Source organism: Desulforapulum autotrophicum HRM2 (assembly GCF_000020365.1).
GTDB lineage: Bacteria > Desulfobacterota > Desulfobacteria > Desulfobacterales > Desulfobacteraceae > Desulforapulum > Desulforapulum autotrophicum.
The window spans coordinates 4003321-4021844 of the sequence record NC_012108.1; the positions used below are offsets into that span (position 1 = coordinate 4003321).

The following is an 18524-nucleotide window of genomic DNA, read 5'->3' on the forward strand; positions in this document are numbered from 1 at the left end:
TCAATACTTTCACGACCGGAACCTCATATTTAAAAAATATTAAGCCTGCTGTCCGTTAGGACCGTCACCCGGAGAATGAATATAATTTATAGAATGACTTAGTAAAGATTTCGCAAAAGGTCAATTGTTTTTTTAAACCCGTCATAAAAGATCATGGTCCCAGTTCCACAGGCCAGGACGCTGTTTCATGACCATCTGTTTAGGCACGGGTTCCTCCATGGTTGCAAACAGGGTATAACCGGCCCGTTTCAATTCACCGACCTTGGACGCAATATCCAGCCGCCATCCAGGAAACACCCAGAAGTTTCCGTCCCTGCGTGACACCCACCCCTGTTCGTTCATGGGGCTTGAAAACGGCGTATCAAGCTTGATCTCATCCGAGACAATCCTTGATATGGCAAGGGGCCAATTTCCGTCGACCACCACCCCAAGGGGAATGCAAGCGCCGACGCCAAGGGTCATGAAACCCTCCATGCCCAGTTCAGGGCTTGCAAAGGCACCTGAGAACCCTAAAGTTCGAAGCATTTCAAGGGCCGAGGCATTGGCTATATTGCAAAAGGGACCGGCCCAGAGTTCAAGACTGCCCGGATCGGCAAACAATCCCGTCTGCCACACGGCATTGAGCACAAATCGGTGTGCACCCTTTGCTATGACTTGTTTTATCAGGGCCATGTAAGCGGCTTCATCTTTTGGCCAGACCACAGGCGACAACCACCACCAGGTATCCTGAACCACCCGGTTGGGAAGTTTAGCCATGGCCCGTTCAGAGAGCCACAGGGCCTTGTCTCCGACCTTATTTCCCCGGACAGGAGTTCGGGTCAGGGTGATATGGGTGGTTGTCTCCCCCCTGAATTTCCGCCTTGGTGAAACAGCGACCCCCACTCCCACCGCCCTCTTTGGCGGTTTTACACTCAGAGGCTCAATGGTTTCAAGTTCATCCTTAAGACCCTGGATCAGGTCCTGGACCTCGGACTCCCTGCGGTCCACAATAAATACCGGATCCCCCTTTTGAAGCCAGGTCCCCCGCCTTGATTTCAGGGTAAACCGTCCCCGTTTGGGAACCGAACGGGTCACCCGCTGGATGGCATGGCCCTTGCCGTCCTCATAACCTATTCTTAGAAGATCCCCCTTCATAAGCGCCTCCCGGGTGACAAAAAACGGCGTTTTTTCCATCTTCACCCTTCCGGCGAACAGGCCGGAACCTGTCTCCACATCGGCCTTTAAAGGATTCTGGGGTCGCTGGTCAAGCAAATTGTAATGGGTGGCAGGACGGCCCATGGCATAGTCGAGGAACGAAAGGGCCCTGCGCTTTTCATCCGGGTCACTACCGTGGTCCCGGAGCAATCGATATGCCTTTACCGTATAGAAAACGTAGTGGGGACTTTTTTTCCGGCCTTCAATTTTCCAGGTACTCACTTCAGGAATCTTGTTCAGCACCTTGACAAGCACATCAGCGGAAAAATCCACACAGGAAAAAAACCGCTGGCGCAGGCCCTTCTGGGTGTAAATCCGCCTGCAGGGCTGAACACACCTCCCCCTGATGCCACTCTTTCCCCCGAACCAGCTACTCCAGTAGCATCGTCCGGAAACACCATAGCAGAGTGCCCCATGGATAAACACCTCAAGATCAAGTCCTGGTGGCGTTTTTTCTGCCATGATCTTAATCTCATCCACGCTCAACTCCCTTGGCAGCACCACCCTGTCAAACCCTGCCCTTTTCACCGCGTCAAGCCCTGGGGAAAACGAGGCGTTCCCAAGGGTAGAAAGATGAATTTCCCCCTTAAAACCATGGGCTTTTGCAATATTCACCACTGCCAGGTCCTGGACAATGAGGGCATGGGGTTGCACATAGGCAACAAGCTTGGCAATAATTTTTTCAACCTTTTCGATCTCATTGGGCTTGATCATGGAATTGATAGCCACATGAACCGCCACTCCCCTTGATCGGGCAAGGGCGGTAAGGCGTGCGAGCTCCTCAACACCAAAATTTGCCGCTTCCATACGGGCTGAAAAGATTTTAAGGCCGCAGTATACGGCATCGGCACCGGCAGCGATGGCCCCAAGGAATGAGTCCACATCCCCTGCAGGTGCAAGTATGATTGGTTTTTGAATTGTCATGATTTACAGGGGTAATCCTAATTGACTGACAGGTTTAATAATACAACCCTTTTGAATTAATACAGACGCTGCTCCAGGAATTGACTCTCACCCAGCCGGCTCTCTTTTCCTCTACCATTTCCCTTCTTTCACGGACACGAACTCGACGCTCAGCCCCAACGATTTCAATAAAACCGATGTGGTAAACCCGGCGACGATCCTCACCTGTTCTTCGATCAAGGGAAGATCGTTTTTGTCGTTTTTCCAGGGAATTACAACCTATTTTCATCTTTCGATAAAATACGACGATAAGACACCTCCTGGTTAGCATTAGCCATGACAGGGTCGCCCGTTCAAATCGAACCAAATCAAAGGGTCAATACCGGCATATATAATATCCAGAGATTAATTGTCAAACGAAAAACCGAATCAGATTTAGGCCTTGGTACTCCTGGAAATCTTGAGTTGCTGACCTGCCACCCTCACCTTTTTCAAAAGCTCAAAAATAGTCGCCGGCATACCAATGGGTAAATCCACAAACGAGTGATCGTGTTCAATGGTTATGGCACCTATGAATTTTCCGTCAAGCTCGGCCTCATTGGCAATGGCACCGACAATATCCTTTGGCTTGGCGCCATGGACGTCACCCACTTCGATCCGAAACCGTTCCATCCCCTTTCCAGGTGGCAGAGCCGCGGCCTTTTTGGGAGATGCCTTTTTTTTCCCTGCTGGTTTGTCCGCTAATTTCGCCGCCTTGGGGGAAGGCTTATCCCTGGACTTCTCGTCATCCTTCCGGAAAGGCTTATCCTTAGGCTTCTCGTCCTTCCGAAAGGCCTTATCTCTGGATTTCTCATCCTTCCGGAGGGGCTTATCCTTAAATTTATCTTCCGTCCGGGAAGGCTTTTCAGAAACAACCGACACTTTTTTCGGAGAGGAAAGAAGAAGGGGTTTCTCCCCCTGGAGCATAAGGGCAAGGGCTGCAGCAATGTCCAGGGCCGGCACGTCGTGCTCCTGGCGATACTGCTCCATGAGTTCCAGATAGAGATCCAGCTCCTTTGAGGCAAGCGTATCTGTTATGCTCTGGTTAAAATCGGCAATACGTTTATCGTTGATCGCTTCGGTTGAGGGAAGTTTCATCATCTCTATCTGCTGGCGGGTGGTTTTCTCGATCACCTTGAGCATCCAGCGTTCCCTTGGTGAAACAAAAAGTATGGCGTCTCCGGCACGCCCGGCACGGCCTGTTCTGCCGATTCGGTGGACATAGGATTCAGCACCGTTGGGTATGTCATAGTTGATCACATGGCTCACCCTTTCCACATCAAGTCCCCGGGCCGCCACATCCGTTGCAACAAGAATGTCGATTTTTCCCTTTTTAAACCGATCTATGGTTCTTTCCCTTGCCTTCTGAGCAATATCCCCGTTCAGGGCCACCGCAGCATACCCCCTTGCTTCGAGCTTCTCCGCAAGTTCCACCGTTGCCGTCTTGGTACGGACAAAAACAATGATAGCGTCAAAGGTTTCCGCCTCAAGGATTCGGGTCAGGGCGTCAAGCTTGTGGGTTCCCTTGACCATCCAGAACCGCTGGCGAATGGTGTCGGCAGTGGCGGTTCTCAGCCGGATAAAGACATCCTTGGGATCCGTGAGATACTTTATTGCTATCTTCTTGATGGGTGCTGGCATGGTTGCCGAAAACAGGGCAACCTGACGGCCGGGAGGGGTCTGCTCGAGAATCCACTCCACATCATCAATAAATCCCATTCTGAGCATCTCATCGGCCTCGTCAATGACAAGGGTCATGATCTGTGTCAGGTCCAGGACACCGCGCTTCATCAAATCCATGAGTCGTCCCGGGGTGCCAACGATCACATGAACCCCTCGTTTCAACTGGTTAAGCTGCCCTGCATATGCCTGCCCCCCGTAGACGGGCAAGACATTAAACCCCTTGATGCGGGCCGCATAACCCTTAAAGGATTCAGCCACCTGGATGGCAAGCTCCCTTGTGGGGGCAAGCACCAGCACCTGGGGCTTCTTGAGTTTAATGTCAATGCGGGACAGAAGCGGAAGGGCGAATGCAGCAGTCTTGCCCGTTCCTGTCTGGGCCTGGCCCAGGAGATCACGACCGGCCAGGATATAGGGAATGGTTTCGGCCTGGATGGTGGTGGGCGTTTCATAACCCAGGTCGTCCAGGGCTTTTAATACGGGTTTGATCAAACCCATTTCGCTGAAACCGGATTCGCTGAAACCGGGTTCATTGCAATCGGGTTCGCGGGAACTTTCAGAGGCCATAATTTTTTTTACCTTAAAAATATAAATAGCCGACGGAATCGGCCGGAAGTTGTTGAATGACAAGTAAGATAATATATACCATTGGTTTCTTTTTTGCAAGCCCTTGTAATATTCCCTGTTTTATGGTTTACATCATGTATGAAAAAACAATCCAATAAAGGGCCGGACAAACCCTTCGGCCGAAATTCACGCCAGGGCAACGGGAAAAAAACGTCCAGCATAAAAACGCCCATGACCATGACACCTGGGGCAGACCCGGAGCTTGCAAAAATCTTCAAAAAAATCGGTTTTCCCAAGCCGTCCCCCTTTGTGCCCGATTCGTTCCAGCTTGAGGCCGTTGAGGCCATCGAATCTTCAGACTGCCTGGTCACAGCCCCCACCGGGGCCGGTAAAACCTGGATCGCAGAAACTGCAGCCAGGCAATACCTTGAAAGGGGGCAGAAAATCTGGTACGCTACCCCCCTCAAAGCCCTGACCAACTCCATCTATGCCCAGTTCATACGATGCTTCGGCCGGGACAAGGTGGGCATTTTAACCGGCGACGTAAAGGAAAACCCGGACGCCCCCCTGATCATTGGAACCACGGAAATCCTCAGAAACCAGCTCTACGATGCCATGCACACGGGCGAGGACCTGGGAGCAGACTTCATCATCCTTGACGAGGCCCATTTCCTGGGCGATCCAGAACGGGGGGTCGTGTGGGAAGAGATCATCATCTATCTGCCGGTGAGAATCCCCATTCTCATGCTTTCGGCAACCATCGGCAACACAGGCCTCATTGCCGAATGGCTGACAACTATTCGGGGAAAAGAGTGCCATGTCATCCAGACAACCGAACGTCCGGTTCCTCTGTTTCCACTTTTCCTGAACCCCACGGGGGTCATCTCCCCCCTTATCAGACAGACTACCGGCAAAAAAAAACTCACCCTCCACAGGGGCGTTGCCGAATATCTCAAGGCCAAACCAAGACCCCAGATCAGCCTGCCCGGACGGTTGCCGGATTTTTCCGAAATCCTCAAGGTTCTGGACCACTTTGACCTGCTTCCAGCGATCTTTTTTCTTAAATCCAGGTCCGACTGCGACCAGGCAATCAAAAGCTGCACGGGCGAAATCCTGGCAAAGGACAAGCGAAAAAGGACTCAGCTTGCCCTGCGCATAGACGAACTTACAGCGTCAAACCGTCACCTTGCCCGCCACGGGCAGCGGCAGATCCTTGAACACACGGCAGCGGCCTCCCACCACTCAGGCCAACTGCCCGGCTGGAAGGTGGTTGTCGAGACCCTGATGGCCGAAGGGCTGCTCAACGCCATGTTTGCCACCTCAACCGTGGCTGCGGGGGTGAACTTTCCAGCAAGGAGTGTTGTCATTCTCAACTCCGACCGATTCAACGGCACCGAGTTCCTGCCCCTGACAGCCAGCGAGTTCCAGCAGATGACAGGCAGGGCCGGACGACGGGGAATGGACAAAATTGGATTTGCCGTTGTCATTCCCGGACGCTTCATGGATCTCAACCATGGGGCAAGAATGCTGACTGCCCCCCCCCTTGATGTAAAAAGCCAGATCAAAATCAATTTTTCCATGACCCTCAACCTGCTGCTCTCCCACACCCCTGACAAAATACGGCTGCTCCTCGACAATTCATTTGCCTCCCACATGATCACCCAGGGAAAACGGGGCAACTACGCCAGAAAAGCCTTTGGCGCCAAACTTGAACATCTCTGGGACCACTTCATGGCCCACCTTGAATTCCTCAAGCAGGAGGCGTTTGTGTCCGAGGATGACACCCTCACACCCGATGGCGTCTGGGCGGCACAGCTTCGCATGGACGCCCCGCTGCTGGTGGCCCAGAGCTTAAGACTCGGTCTTCTTCCGGAAAGGGACCCTGTGATGCTTGCCGCGGTCATGGCTTCTTTTGTCAGCGAAAAAGAATTTGAAGACGAAAGCATGGAACGACGAATGCTGCCCAAACGGGTGATACGACAGTTTCTCACCCTGAGAAAGGGACTCAAACCCTTTGCCTCAAAACTTATGGAGCTGGGGTTTAATGCGCCTTTTCTCTATCTTCAACCGGCATCGGTCATGCTTGCCTGGGCCGGTGGAGAGCCCTGGGAATCCACCTTGAAACGCACCGCCTTTGCCGAGGGAGACCTTGCCAGACTGATCCTGAGAACCGCAGAGAACTTAAGACAGCTTGCCGGAGTAAAACAGGCCTTTCCCGTTATTGCGGCAACCGCCTTTGAGGCAATGGACCTTATTCTCAGGGAACCCGTAGTCAACGCCACAGACGGGGTGGAAGATGAAGAAACTGATGAAACTGATGAAGAAATTGGGACTGAAAATGATAAAAAAAATCAGCTACATCCTTGAAAACTGGAAGATGATCGTTCATCTTCTCTTTAAGACACGACGATTCGGGGTGAACAACCTAACGTGGTCGAGCCATCCGTCGGTATTTGGAACCGCCCTTCCCCTGGGTCTTGGCCGGGCGTTTAAAAACTACCAAATGATGAAAATCAGGGCATTTTCAGGATTCATCCCCCTTAACGACGCCATTGAGATTTTCCCATACCATGCAAAAAAGCATGGTTACAAGCCCATATCCCTACAGGGGGAAAACACACAACCCAGACAATAAAAGGCGGACGCCCATGGGCACACCCCTTTACCGGGGTGACATAAACCAGACTTTATCAGGAGCAAAACAAGATGTCAGAAGATACCAAAAAAGTGATTTATTCCATGATCCGGGTCAGCAAGTTCTACGACAAAAAACCGGTATTAAAGGATATTTCCCTTTCATATTTTTACGGGGCAAAAATCGGGGTCCTCGGCCTCAACGGGTCGGGCAAGAGCTCGTTACTCAAAATCCTTGCAGGCATCGACAAGGAGTTCAACGGCGAAACCATCCTGTCCAAGGGGTTTACCGTGGGCTATCTTGAGCAGGAACCCCTTGTGGAATCCGACAAAACCGTACGTGAGATTGTCGAGCAGGGGGTCCAGGAAACGGTGGATCTTGTGAACGAGTACGAGGCCATCAGCGAAAAGTTTGCCGAACCCATGTCCGACGATGAGATGGACAAACTGATCCAGCGCCAGGGGGACCTCCAGGAGCAGTTGGATCACCGGGACGCCTGGGACCTCGATTCAAGGCTCAAGATGGCCATGGCCGCCCTTGGCTGTCCCGACGGAGATACAAAAGTATCGATTATTTCAGGAGGCGAGAAACGCCGGGTGGCCCTTTGCAGACTCCTGCTGAAACAACCGGACATCCTGCTCCTGGACGAGCCCACCAACCATCTGGATGCGGCCTCGGTCTCCTGGCTTGAGCAGCATTTAAGCCAATACCCTGGAACGGTAATTGCCGTCACCCATGATCGTTACTTTCTGGACAACGTTGCAGGCTGGATACTTGAACTTGACCGGGGTGAGGGCATTCCCTGGAAGGGTAACTACTCGTCCTGGCTTGAGCAGAAGCAGAACCGCCTCAAGACCCAGGAAAAACAGGAGAGCAAACGCCAGAAGACCCTGGAAAGGGAGCTTGAGTGGATCAAGATGTCGCCCAAGGGTCGGCGAAGTAAATCCAAGGCAAGGATCAACGCCTATGACACCCTGTTGAGCCAGGACTCAGGAGAAAAGGAAAAAAATCTTGAGATCTTTATTCCACCCGGGCCCAGGCTGGGAGACAAGGTGATCGTGGCAACGGATGTCAAGAAATCCTTTGACGCAAGGGTGCTGGTGGACAAAATGAGCTTCATCATTCCACCTGGCGGCATCATCGGCGTGGTCGGTCCCAACGGGGCCGGAAAGTCGACCCTGTTTAAGATGATCACCAAAAAGGAAACACCGGATTCAGGCACCTTTGAAATCGGAGAGACGGTAAAAATCGCCCATGTGGATCAGGAAAGGGACATTCTTGATCCAGAAAAGACCATATGGGAGAGCATCAGCGGCGGCAGCGACAACATCCTCATCGGAGGCCGTGAGATCAACTCCAGGGCCTATGTCTCAAAATTTAACTTTTCAGGGTCAGACCAGCAGAAAAAGGTCGGCGTCCTGTCCGGCGGCGAGCGCAACCGGGTTCACCTTGCCCTGATACTCAAGGAAGAGGCCAACCTCATCCTTTTGGACGAGCCGACCAACGATCTTGACGTCAACACCATGCGGGCCCTTGAAGAAGCCCTGGAAAACTTTGGCGGATGCGCCATTGTGATCAGCCATGACCGGTGGTTCCTGGACCGGATTGCCACACACATCCTGGCCTTTGAAGGCAAAGGAGAAACCCTCTTCTTTGAGGGATCCTACTCGGATTACGAGGCAGACCGAAAAAAACGACTCGGCATCAAGGCCGACCAGGTGGAAACCATCAAATACCGTCAGCTCACCCGTTGACCCTATTTCTTTGACCGCCAAAGCCCTTGTCTAAAGATCAAGACTCACCACCCGGGGGCCCATCAAGGATGGGCTCCCTTACCGCCATCCACCTTGCCGTGGTTCTGTTCGGCTTCGCCGGGCTGTTTGGCAAATTTCTCACCTGCACCCCCCTTGTGATCGTGTTCGGCAGAACCGCATTTGCAGCCCTTGCACTGCTGCCCCTGGTACTTGCCTCCAAGGCCAACCCGTTAGGGGAAAAGACACCCCGACTCAAGGTCTATATTCTCCAGGGAGTTCTTCTTGCCGTTCACTGGTGCACTTTTTTTCTCTCCATCCAGATTTCCACCGTTGCCCTGGGACTGCTCACCTTTTCAACCTTTCCTTTGTTCACAACCCTGCTGGAACCTTTTTTTTTCAAACAACAGATCAAGCAAAAAGACCTGGTCATGGCCCTTATTGTGTTTGCAGGCCTCATCCTTGTTCTGCCCTCGTTTGATTTTTCACAAAAGCCAGCCCAGGGAGCCGTCTGGGGAACCGTCTCAGGTTTCACCTTTGCCCTTCTGGCCATTTTCAACAAAAAGAATCTTACCTTTGAGCCACCGGTGCGCCTGGCATTTTTCCAGAATCTATTTGCCGCGGCAACCATTTTACCGATTTTTATCTTTGTTCCCCAGACCGTTCCAGCCCCCGGGGAAATCATTCTGATTGCCACCCTGGGCATCGTCTTTACGGCCCTTGCCCACACCCTGTTCATCTCTTCCCTGGAAGGACTGAGGGCAACCACAGTCAGTATCATCACCTGCCTTGAGCCCCTCTACGGCATCATCCTTGCCGCCCTTCTCCTGCATGAAATCCCCGGCCTGCGCATGGTTGCCGGTGGGACCATCATTGTCTTGAGCACCCTGTTTGCCTCCCTTAATCGAAAACATTCACAATAACCGGAACGGCCGGAGATTAGGATGGCTGGAAAAACAACAAAAGATCTTGCTTAATTGAACAATCTGCTCTATAAAAGTAGGTTTCACTGACATTATATGAGGAAAACAACAAGTTACATGACATCCAATACCATAGACAGGCGAACGGCAAAAGAGATCGCAAAACGTCGTACCTTTGCAATCATAAGTCACCCTGATGCAGGCAAGACCACCCTGACGGAAAAGCTTCTCCTGTTTGGCGGGGCCATCAAACAGGCCGGTGCCGTCAAATCGAGGAAAGTGGCGAAGGCCGCCACCAGCGATTTTCTCTCCATCGAACAGGAGAGGGGAATCTCGGTCTCCTCGTCTGTCATGAAATTCAACTACCTGGGATATGAGATCAACCTCCTTGACACACCGGGACATAAGGATTTTTCCGAAGACACCTACCGGGTATTGACCGCAGTTGACTGCGCCATCATGATCATTGATTCAGCAAAGGGGGTGGAGCCCCAGACCAAGAAACTCATGGAAGTGTGCCGCATGCGCAACACCCCCATCATTACCTTTATCAACAAGCTCGACCGGGAGGGGATGGAGCCCCTGGACATTTTTGACGACATTGAGAACAAGCTCCAGATCGAATGTACCCCCATGACCTGGCCAATCGGCATGGGTAAACGCTTCAAGGGGGTCTACAACCTTGAACGAAAAGAACTGGGGTTATTTGCACCCGGATACACCCCCACGGACGGAAACGGCATTGTCATCAATGACCTTGGCGACCCGGAACTTGACCGGCAACTCGGATCCCAGGCCCGGGAACTCAGGGATGACATTGCGCTGATCCAGGGCGCCGCCGACCCCTTTGACAGGGAGTACTACCTCAAGGGAAGCCAGACCCCGGTCTTTTTTGGATCTGCCATCAACAACTTCGGGGTAAAAGAGATGCTCGACGCCTTTGTTGAGATGGCACCCCCACCGGGCAAAAGAAAAACCGCAACCCGCACCGTATCCCCGGATGAAACGGCATTTTCAGGTTTCACCTTTAAAATACAGGCCAACATGGACCCTGCCCACAGGGACAGGATCGCCTTTTTCAGAATCTGTTCGGGCAAATTCACCCGGGGCATGCGAGTTCGCCACCACAGAATCGGCAAGGAAATCATCCTGTCCAACGCCACCATCTTCATGGCCCAGGAACGAAACAATGTGGATGAAGCATTTCCCGGAGACATCATCGGCATTCACAACCACGGCACCATCAAGATCGGCGACACCTTTACCGACAAGGAGCCATTAAAGTTCCTGGGTATTCCAAGCTTTGCCCCGGAGCACTTCAGGCGGGTGATCCTCAAGGACCCCCTCAAGACAAAGTCCCTTCAAAAAGGATTGCTCCAGCTTGCTGAAGAGGGAACCATCCAGGTATTCCGCCCCAGCATCAGCAACGACTACATCCTTGGCGCCGTGGGTGCCCTGCAGTTTGACGTAACCATGGCAAGACTCAAGGCCGAGTACAGCGTATCTGCCGGGTACGAACCCGTGGACCTTTCCGTGGCCCGCTGGGTCACCTGTACAGACAGCGAAATTTTCAAACGATTTACAAGGGAAAACCAGTCAAGCCTTGCCATTGACTCTGAAGGCTGGACCACATTTCTTACCACAAGCGAGTACCAGCTTGGATTTGCCGTTGAAGCGTGGCCGGACATCAACTTTCACAAAACCCGTGAATACAACTAGGACAGTCAACAATAACGCCAGCAAATAAAGGAGAGCACCATGATCGACAATCGAATCTTCAACTTCAATGCAGGACCCGCAGCCCTTCCCCTTCCGGTTCTTCAGGAGATCCAATCCTCGTTCCTCAATTTCGACGGTTCAGGCATGTCCATCATCGAAATAAGCCATAGATCCTCCTGGTTTGACGCAGTGATCAACGATGCCGTTGAAAGGACAAAAAGACTTCTTGGCCTTGACGATGGATTCCATGTACTGTTTGTCCAGGGCGGTGCCAGCCTCCAGTTTGCCATGGCTCCCATGAACTTCTTAACCAATGGCCGGTCCGCCGATTATATCAACACCGGCACCTGGTCCACCAAGGCCATTAACGAGGCAAAGATTCTCCATAAAAATTATTCCGTTGTGGCATCCTCGGAAGACAAAAATTTTTCCTACATTCCAAAGGATATCTCGTTTAACAAGGATGCCGCCTATGTGCACATCACCAGCAACAACACCATCAAGGGAACCCAGTGGCACGCCTTTCCCGACACCAACGGAGTGCCCATTGTGGCGGACATGTCATCAGACTTTATGAGCCGGCCCCTTGACATGGACAAATTCGGCATGGTTTATGCCGGCGCCCAGAAAAACATCGGCCCGTCGGGCGTATGCATGGTCATTCTCAAAAAGGAGATGCTCGATCTTGCCACGGATGAGATTCCCACAATGCTGCGCTATGCCACCTATGCGTCAAAGAACTCCATGTACAACACCCCCCCCTGCTTTGGCATCTATACCATCCAGCTGGTTCTCAAATGGCTGGAAGAGACTGTGGGAGGCCTTGAGAAAATGGAGGCCCACAACATTGCCAAGGGAAAAATGCTCTACGATTTCATCAACAACAGCGACTTTTACCGGACAACGGCTGCCCCTGACAGCCAGTCTCTCATGAACGTCACCTTCCGCCTGCCCACGGAAGAGCTTGAAAAAACGTTTGTTGAAAAGGCCACGGCCAGAGGTCTTGGTGGTCTAAAGGGGCATAGGTCCGTTGGTGGCTGCAGGGCATCCCTCTACAATGCAACCACCATGGAGGCAGTTGAGGCTCTTGTCAATTTCATGCAGACCTTTGAACGGGAGAATTAACGATGAAAGTACTGATCAGCGACAAAATGGACCAGGCCGGAATTGATATTTTCAAGAATGAAGAGGGCATTGACGTTGACGTGATCACGGGGCTCTCCCCCCAGGAACTCAAGGAGATCATCGGAGATTACCATGCCCTTGCCATCAGAAGCGCCACAAAGGTGACAAAGGATATTTTGGATGCAGCAACCCACCTCAAGGTCGTGGGAAGGGCCGGCATCGGCCTTGATAATGTGGATATTCCCGAGGCCACACGCCACGGGGTTGCCGTGATGAACACCCCCGGGGGCAACACGGTCACAACGGCTGAGCACGCCATATCCATGATGATGGCCCTGACAAGAAACATTCCCAGGGGCACGGCCACCCTTAAAAAGGGCCTGTGGGAAAAAAAGAACCTCCAGGGCCGGGAGCTGTTCAACAAGACCCTTGGCGTCATCGGGTTCGGCAACATCGGCTCCATCGTGGCAAGACTTGCCCAGGGCCTTAAGATGCAGGTGGTCATCTTTGATCCCAACATCTCAGCCGACCACATTGAAAAAGCCGGCTTTGAAAGCGTAACCCTGGAAGAGCTCTACCAGCGAAGTGACTACATCACCATCCATGTGCCAAAAATCGAAGCCACCACCCATCTGCTCGACAAACAGGCTTTTTCCATGATGAAAACCGGGGTGATGATCATCAACTGCGCAAGGGGCGGCATCATCGAAGAAAAAGACCTCTATGACGCCATCGTATCCAAAAAAGTGGCAGGGGCAGCCCTTGACGTGTTTGAAAAAGAGCCGCCCAAGGACAACCCCCTCCTGACCCTTGACGAGGTTATTGCCACACCCCATCTTGGCGCATCCACCAAAGAGGCCCAGACCAATGTGGCCGTGGCCGTGGCCAACCAGATCATTGCCTATCTGAAACGAGACACCATCATCAATGCCGTGAACGTGCCTTCGGTCACGGGCGAACTTCTGACAAAACTCAAACCCTACCTTTTTCTTGCCGAAAAAATGGGGCTCATGCAGTCCCAGCTGGTCAAGGGACCGTTCAAGGAAATCGTCATTGAGTATGCAGGCAACTTCTTTGACCTGAACCTGAAACCGGTCACCCTTGCCGCACTGCGGGGATTTCTCACCCCCCTTGTGAGCTACGAAGTCAATTCGGTCAATGCAGGTGCACTTGCAAAGACCATGGGCATCAAGGTGACAGAAACCACCAGCCAGGAGTCCGAAAACTATCTCAACCTCATCCGTATGACCGTGGTCACAGAAACCGGCACCAACCTTGTTGCAGGAACCATATTCGGCAAGGATGACCCAAGAATCATCCGCATCAACAAATTCCGCCTCGAAGTAATTCCAGACGGCCACCTTGCCCTGATACATAACATTGATAAACCTGGCTCCATAGGCAACATCGGTACCTGCCTTGGCAAGCACGACATAAACATCGCCAAAATGATGGTGGGAAGGGAAGATGATGGAGACCGTAACATCATCTTTTTACAGACCGATACCCCCATTTCAGCGGAAATTGCAGAGGAGATCAGCGGCCTGGGGCTTGTAAACTCCATGGTCACATTTGAGCTTTAGGAAAACATGAAACAACAAGAACGAGAGATACCCTACAACTACACATCAGCCGAGGACGACCAGGTCATCCGCCACCTTTTTGGACAGGAAATGGTACACAGCATTCAAAACCTCAAAGGATCCCGGGACACGGGACGATCCGCAAGGCTGCTGTTCAGATTTATGGGGGATATGTTCATCATCGACAGAAACCCCTTTATATTCCAGGAACTGCTGGACCACCCAAAACGCAAAAACAGTTTTTTCAAGGGTATCCATAAGGACCTGGACACCATAGACGAAGGGTCAGCCGATCCCAAAGTCTCCCGGGTGGTTGATGAACTCAGGGGGTACCTCTCGTTGCTTGTACAACGAATCAAAAAAACGGCAAAGGAGCGCAAGCGGATCACAAGGGCCATTGAAGCAGTTACAGGCCCGGGCAGCGTTTACTTTGACCCCTTTACCCTGACTTCCCATACAACGGATGCCACAGACTGGCGACTATACCCCCCCCTGGCTGTTGTCAGACCCTCCATGGAATCCCAGGTCGCCCCCCTTATCCTTGCAATCAAAGCCCTTGGTCTCAACATCATTCCCAGGGGCGGGGGTACAGGACTGACCGGTGGTGGGGTCCCCCTCACCCAAACCTGCATCATGATCAACACGGAAAAGCTCAACACCATCCACGGGATCAGGCAGGTATTGGACAAATCCGGCAACCCGTTTTCCGTTATTGACCTTGAGGCCGGTGTGATCACGGAAGATGCCATGGCCCATGCCAAAGCGTCTGATCTTGTATTTGCCACCGACCCCACAAGCTCCTGGGCCTCAACCATTGGTGGAAACCTTGCCGAAAACGCAGGGGGAAAAACAGCGGTTCTCTGGGGAACAGCCATAGACAATATTCTGTCCTACAAAATTGCCATGCCTGACGGCAACCTTTTGACCGTTGAGCGTAAGAACCATACACTGGGAAAAATCCTGCCCGATGCCCAGGTGGTATTCATGGTAAATGACGAACAAGGGGCTCTGGTCAGGCAGGTGACCCTCACAGGGGATGAAATACGACGACCGGGTCTTGGAAAAGATGTGACCAACAAGACGTTGAACGGCCTTCCAGGCATACAAAAAGAAGGCTGCGACGGGGTGATTACCTCGGCAACCTTTATTCTCCACCCGCGTTTCCCGCTTAAAAAGACCTTTTGCCTGGAATTCTTTGGCCAGGACATGACAGAAGCCGGCAAGGTGATCAGCGACATCTCAAAAAGATTCAGAAACCGGGACGGAGAAGCATGCCTGATCGCCCTTGAGCACTTTGACGAAGAGTATATCAAGGCCATCGACTACAAGGCAAAGGCAGCAGGCACAGACCGCCTCAAGGCCGTCCTTCTCATCGACATGGTGGCCCAGACCCCGGACCAGCTTCTCAGGGGAGAAAACCTGCTTGAACAAATCCTCGACCGATACCACCAAACAGAATTGACCCCGGCAAGGAACGAGGACGAGGCTGAACGATTCTGGCGGGACAGAAAACGCATGGGTGCCATTGCAAAAAGGACCAACGCCTTTAAGCTCAACGAGGATATTGTTCTACCCATCTCCTCCCTTGCCGATTTTGCGTACTTTGTGGACCAGTACAACCTGGAGGAAAAACGCCATACCCAATTGGCCCTTGTGGACGACCTCATGGCCTACCTTGAAAGGGCAAAACCCCTTGAAGACCCCCAGTGGCTCGTGGCCAAGGTAAGCCATGCAAGAGCCCTTGCCGCAAAGGCCAGGATAAAAATTTCAAAGGCCGCAAGGGAGAGCCTGGAAAGACAGACCTATGCCGAAGAATTTTTTGGAGCCCTTCTGGAACTCTTGAGGGGGTACACCCTTGTCACCGAGACCATCCACAAGATCAGAAAGGAAACCCTGTCAAGACTCATCGTCATCGCCACCCACATGCATGCCGGGGACGGCAATGTCCATGTGAACATCCCGGTCCTTTCCAACGACCGTAAGATGATGAAACGGGCAGGCGAAACCGCCGACAGGATCATGGCCAAGGCCCTTGAACTTGAAGGTGCCGTAAGTGGCGAGCACGGCATCGGGATTACCAAATTTACCCATCTTGATACCGGTGTTGTGGAAAAATTTGCAGTCTACCGAACTGAAGTGGACCCCACGGGTCTCATGAATCCCGGAAAACTCATTGACCCCCTGGTCATGGAAAAGATTTTCACCCCCTCGTTTAATCTTCTGGGACTTGAGGCAAATATCCTTTGCCATGGAAGCCTCAGCACTCTTGCCGCAAGCATTGCAAACTGTGTCCGCTGCGGTCGGTGCAAGGCAAGCTGCCCGGTCTTTTTCCCCCAGAAAAATCTTTTTTTCCACCCCAGAAACAAAAACCTGGCCGTGGGCGCCCTGATCGAAGCACTGCTCTACACAACCCAGCGCACCCGGTCCACCAAATTCCGTGCCCTTCAGTACTTGGAAGAGATCGCCGACCACTGCACCATCTGCCATAAATGCCTCACCAACTGCCCGGTGAACATTGACTCTGGTGAGGTGTCAGTGCTTGAGCGTGAAATCCTTGCTGAGCGAAACTTCAAGCACACCCCCCTTGCCACACGCATGAGTCTCAACTACCTCGGCACCCGGAACGAATTAAAAAACACTGTTGTTCGTCCCCTTCTGGTGGGGTTAGGCGGCAAAATTCAGAGGAACGCATCATCACTTCTGACGGTTCTTCCTGAAATAAAAACCTTCCAGGAAATAAAAACTCTTCAGATGCTCAAGAGCCCCATACCCAGGGCTCCCGGAAAAACCCTGCGCGCGGTTCTGCCCAAATGCGGTCCCAGCCAGGTGATCTTGATTGAACCCCAGGAACCTGCAGTGGCAACGGTGTTCTACTTTCCCGGCTGCGGGTCTGAACGGCTGTTTTCCCAGATCGGAAAGGCCTCAGTCTTTATTCTCGTCAAGAACCGGGTGCGGGTAATCCTGCCGCCGCCGTTCCTTTGCTGCGGTTTTCCGGCAAGGGTCAATGCCAAGATAGAAGAGCACCAGCGGCTCACCCTGAGGGCGACCATCATCTTCAGCCAGATCAAGGAAATGTTCAATGACCTTGACTTTGATGCCTGCGCCATCAGCTGCGGAACCTGTAAAGAGTCCCTTGAAGCCCTTGATGCCGGAACCATTTTTGACTGTCCGGTAATGGATGTCTCAAAATTTGTACTCTCCATGAACCCCCAGCCAGCCCTCAACCGGGACTATCTTTACCACCCTCCCTGCCACGACTCTCTTGAAGGTGGGGGGGAGGCCCTGGTGCGGTCTTTGTCCACCGGAAACGTTGATACTGTACCCCAATGCTGCTCTGAAGCTGGAACCATGGCCATGTCCAGACCTGACATCTCAAATGCCATGCTCGATAGAAAAGGAAATGCCGTTAAGGATCTAACCAGACACCGGACCCTTCCCATAAAAATGTTGACCAACTGCCCCTCATGCCTCCAGGGGCTGGGCCGTAACCAGGCCCTTGGCATTACCCCGGTTCACATTGCCTGTGAGCTTGCCGAGCTTGCGTCCGGCACTGACTGGGAAAAAGAACTCAAGACAATGATGAAAACGGCCGAGGTTATTAATTTTTAATGAATCTCATACTGGTGGACAGGAAAGATTTCACGGCCCCCTCAAGGGTTGAGATCTCCGGCAGACGGTTTGATCACATACAAAAGGTCCACCGGGCAGAAGTGGGTGATGAATTTACGACAGGCATGGTCAACGGCAGGATGGGAACCGGAACCATCACGGCCATTACCCCTGGGCGGGTTGAAATGACGGTGACCCTGGATCAGCCCCCCCCCCCTGCCCTGGATATGACCCTTGTCATGGCGCTGCCAAGACCCAAGATGCTCAAAAGAATCCTTCAGACCGTGGCGGGCCTTGGGGTGAAACAGCTCTACCTGATCAACTCCTGGCGGGTGGAAAAGGGTTTCTGGTCAGCCCCTGTTCTGGAAAAAGAGCAGATTAACCAGGCCCTGATCCTGGGACTGGAGCAGGCCAAGGATACGATCATGCCCCAGGTATTCCTGCGCCGGCTGTTCACCCCTTTTATCCGAGATGAACTGGACACCATTGCAGGCGATACCCTTCGACTCACGGCCCACCCGGGTGGAAGAGCGGTCTGCCCCTGCCACCCCCAAAAAAGCGTTACCCTGGCAGTGGGCCCCGAGGGCGGATTCATCCAGAGGGAGGTTGACACATTTGAACAGCTGGGATTCACCAGTGTTACCCTGGGCCCAAGAATCCTCCGGGTTGAAACGGCTATCCCCTTTCTTGTCTCCCGGCTCTTTGCCTGACCCCCATCTTGGTTTGAGGATTGTATTGCCGAAATTACTATGGCATGGTATGGATTTAAAGCTAACCAGACAGAGGAAAGGGGACC

12 protein-coding genes are annotated in these 18524 nt (G+C 52.5%); 9 read left to right on the forward strand and 3 right to left on the reverse strand.

The window, feature by feature from the left end; genetic code table 11:
* Positions 1-141 precede the first annotated feature (141 nt).
* From HRM2_RS17500 to HRM2_RS17510, 3 genes are all read right to left on the reverse strand, one after another.
* On the reverse strand, positions 142-2118 hold the full coding sequence (locus tag HRM2_RS17500; RefSeq protein ID WP_015905357.1) for a peptidase U32 family protein: 1977 nt from the start codon (positions 2116-2118) through the stop codon (positions 142-144).
* 34 nt (positions 2119-2152) lie between these two features.
* Positions 2153-2386, reverse strand: coding sequence for a hypothetical protein (locus HRM2_RS27770; RefSeq protein WP_041273352.1), 234 nt, complete (start codon positions 2384-2386; stop codon positions 2153-2155).
* 146 nt (positions 2387-2532) lie between these two features.
* Complete coding sequence (locus HRM2_RS17510; RefSeq protein WP_015905359.1) at positions 2533-4383, reverse strand: DEAD/DEAH box helicase; 1851 nt, start codon at positions 4381-4383, stop codon at positions 2533-2535.
* 138 nt (positions 4384-4521) lie between these two features.
* On the opposite strand from HRM2_RS17510, the gene HRM2_RS17515 reads away from it, so the two are divergent.
* The 9 genes from HRM2_RS17515 to HRM2_RS17555 all read left to right on the forward strand — a co-directional run bounded on the left by HRM2_RS17515 (position 4522) and on the right by HRM2_RS17555 (position 18438).
* The gene (locus HRM2_RS17515; RefSeq protein ID WP_015905360.1) at positions 4522-6750 is read left to right on the forward strand and encodes a DEAD/DEAH box helicase; all 2229 of its coding nucleotides are present in this window, start codon (positions 4522-4524) and stop codon (positions 6748-6750) included.
* Complete coding sequence (locus HRM2_RS17520) at positions 6722-7018, forward strand: hypothetical protein (protein WP_041273353.1); 297 nt, start codon at positions 6722-6724, stop codon at positions 7016-7018. Before HRM2_RS17515 ends, HRM2_RS17520 begins: the two co-directional genes overlap by 29 nt.
* 71 nt (positions 7019-7089) lie before the next feature.
* Complete coding sequence (gene ettA / locus HRM2_RS17525; protein ID WP_015905361.1) at positions 7090-8772, forward strand: energy-dependent translational throttle protein EttA; 1683 nt, start codon at positions 7090-7092, stop codon at positions 8770-8772.
* Between the two features lie 68 nt (positions 8773-8840).
* A complete protein-coding gene (locus HRM2_RS17530; protein WP_015905362.1) occupies positions 8841-9692 on the forward strand; it encodes a DMT family transporter in 852 nt (283 codons plus the stop codon).
* Positions 9693-9809: 117 nt separating this feature from the next.
* Positions 9810-11411: a peptide chain release factor 3 gene (locus HRM2_RS17535; RefSeq protein ID WP_041273354.1), complete on the forward strand. Its 1602-nt coding sequence runs from the start codon at positions 9810-9812 to the stop codon at positions 11409-11411.
* Positions 11412-11450: 39 nt separating this feature from the next.
* Positions 11451-12536, forward strand: coding sequence for a 3-phosphoserine/phosphohydroxythreonine transaminase (gene serC / locus HRM2_RS17540; RefSeq protein WP_015905364.1), 1086 nt, complete (start codon positions 11451-11453; stop codon positions 12534-12536).
* 2 nt (positions 12537-12538) lie between these two features.
* Positions 12539-14119 carry a phosphoglycerate dehydrogenase gene (gene serA, locus HRM2_RS17545; protein ID WP_015905365.1) on the forward strand — a complete coding sequence of 527 codons (1581 nt, stop codon included), beginning with the start codon at positions 12539-12541 and terminating at the stop codon, positions 14117-14119.
* A 6-nt stretch (positions 14120-14125) separates the two neighbouring features.
* Complete coding sequence (locus HRM2_RS17550) at positions 14126-17728, forward strand: DUF3683 domain-containing protein (RefSeq protein ID WP_015905366.1); 3603 nt, start codon at positions 14126-14128, stop codon at positions 17726-17728.
* The gene (locus tag HRM2_RS17555; protein ID WP_015905367.1) at positions 17728-18438 is read left to right on the forward strand and encodes a 16S rRNA (uracil(1498)-N(3))-methyltransferase; all 711 of its coding nucleotides are present in this window, start codon (positions 17728-17730) and stop codon (positions 18436-18438) included. The genes HRM2_RS17550 and HRM2_RS17555 overlap by 1 nt, the downstream gene beginning before the upstream one ends.
* Positions 18439-18524 lie beyond the last annotated feature (86 nt).

Coding starts and splice junctions, on each gene's coding strand:
- HRM2_RS17500 (WP_015905357.1), bottom strand. CDS start 2,118: ATGACAATTCAAAAACCAATCATACTTGCACCTGCAGGGGATGTGGAC.
- HRM2_RS27770 (WP_041273352.1), bottom strand. CDS start 2,386: ATGAAAATAGGTTGTAATTCCCTGGAAAAACGACAAAAACGATCTTCC.
- HRM2_RS17510 (WP_015905359.1), bottom strand. CDS start 4,383: ATGGCCTCTGAAAGTTCCCGCGAACCCGATTGCAATGAACCCGGTTTC.
- HRM2_RS17515 (WP_015905360.1), top strand. CDS start 4,522: ATGAAAAAACAATCCAATAAAGGGCCGGACAAACCCTTCGGCCGAAAT.
- HRM2_RS17520 (WP_041273353.1), top strand. CDS start 6,722: ATGATAAAAAAAATCAGCTACATCCTTGAAAACTGGAAGATGATCGTT.
- ettA (WP_015905361.1), top strand. CDS start 7,090: ATGTCAGAAGATACCAAAAAAGTGATTTATTCCATGATCCGGGTCAGC.
- HRM2_RS17530 (WP_015905362.1), top strand. CDS start 8,841: ATGGGCTCCCTTACCGCCATCCACCTTGCCGTGGTTCTGTTCGGCTTC.
- HRM2_RS17535 (WP_041273354.1), top strand. CDS start 9,810: ATGACATCCAATACCATAGACAGGCGAACGGCAAAAGAGATCGCAAAA.
- serC (WP_015905364.1), top strand. CDS start 11,451: ATGATCGACAATCGAATCTTCAACTTCAATGCAGGACCCGCAGCCCTT.
- serA (WP_015905365.1), top strand. CDS start 12,539: ATGAAAGTACTGATCAGCGACAAAATGGACCAGGCCGGAATTGATATT.
- HRM2_RS17550 (WP_015905366.1), top strand. CDS start 14,126: ATGAAACAACAAGAACGAGAGATACCCTACAACTACACATCAGCCGAG.
- HRM2_RS17555 (WP_015905367.1), top strand. CDS start 17,728: ATGAATCTCATACTGGTGGACAGGAAAGATTTCACGGCCCCCTCAAGG.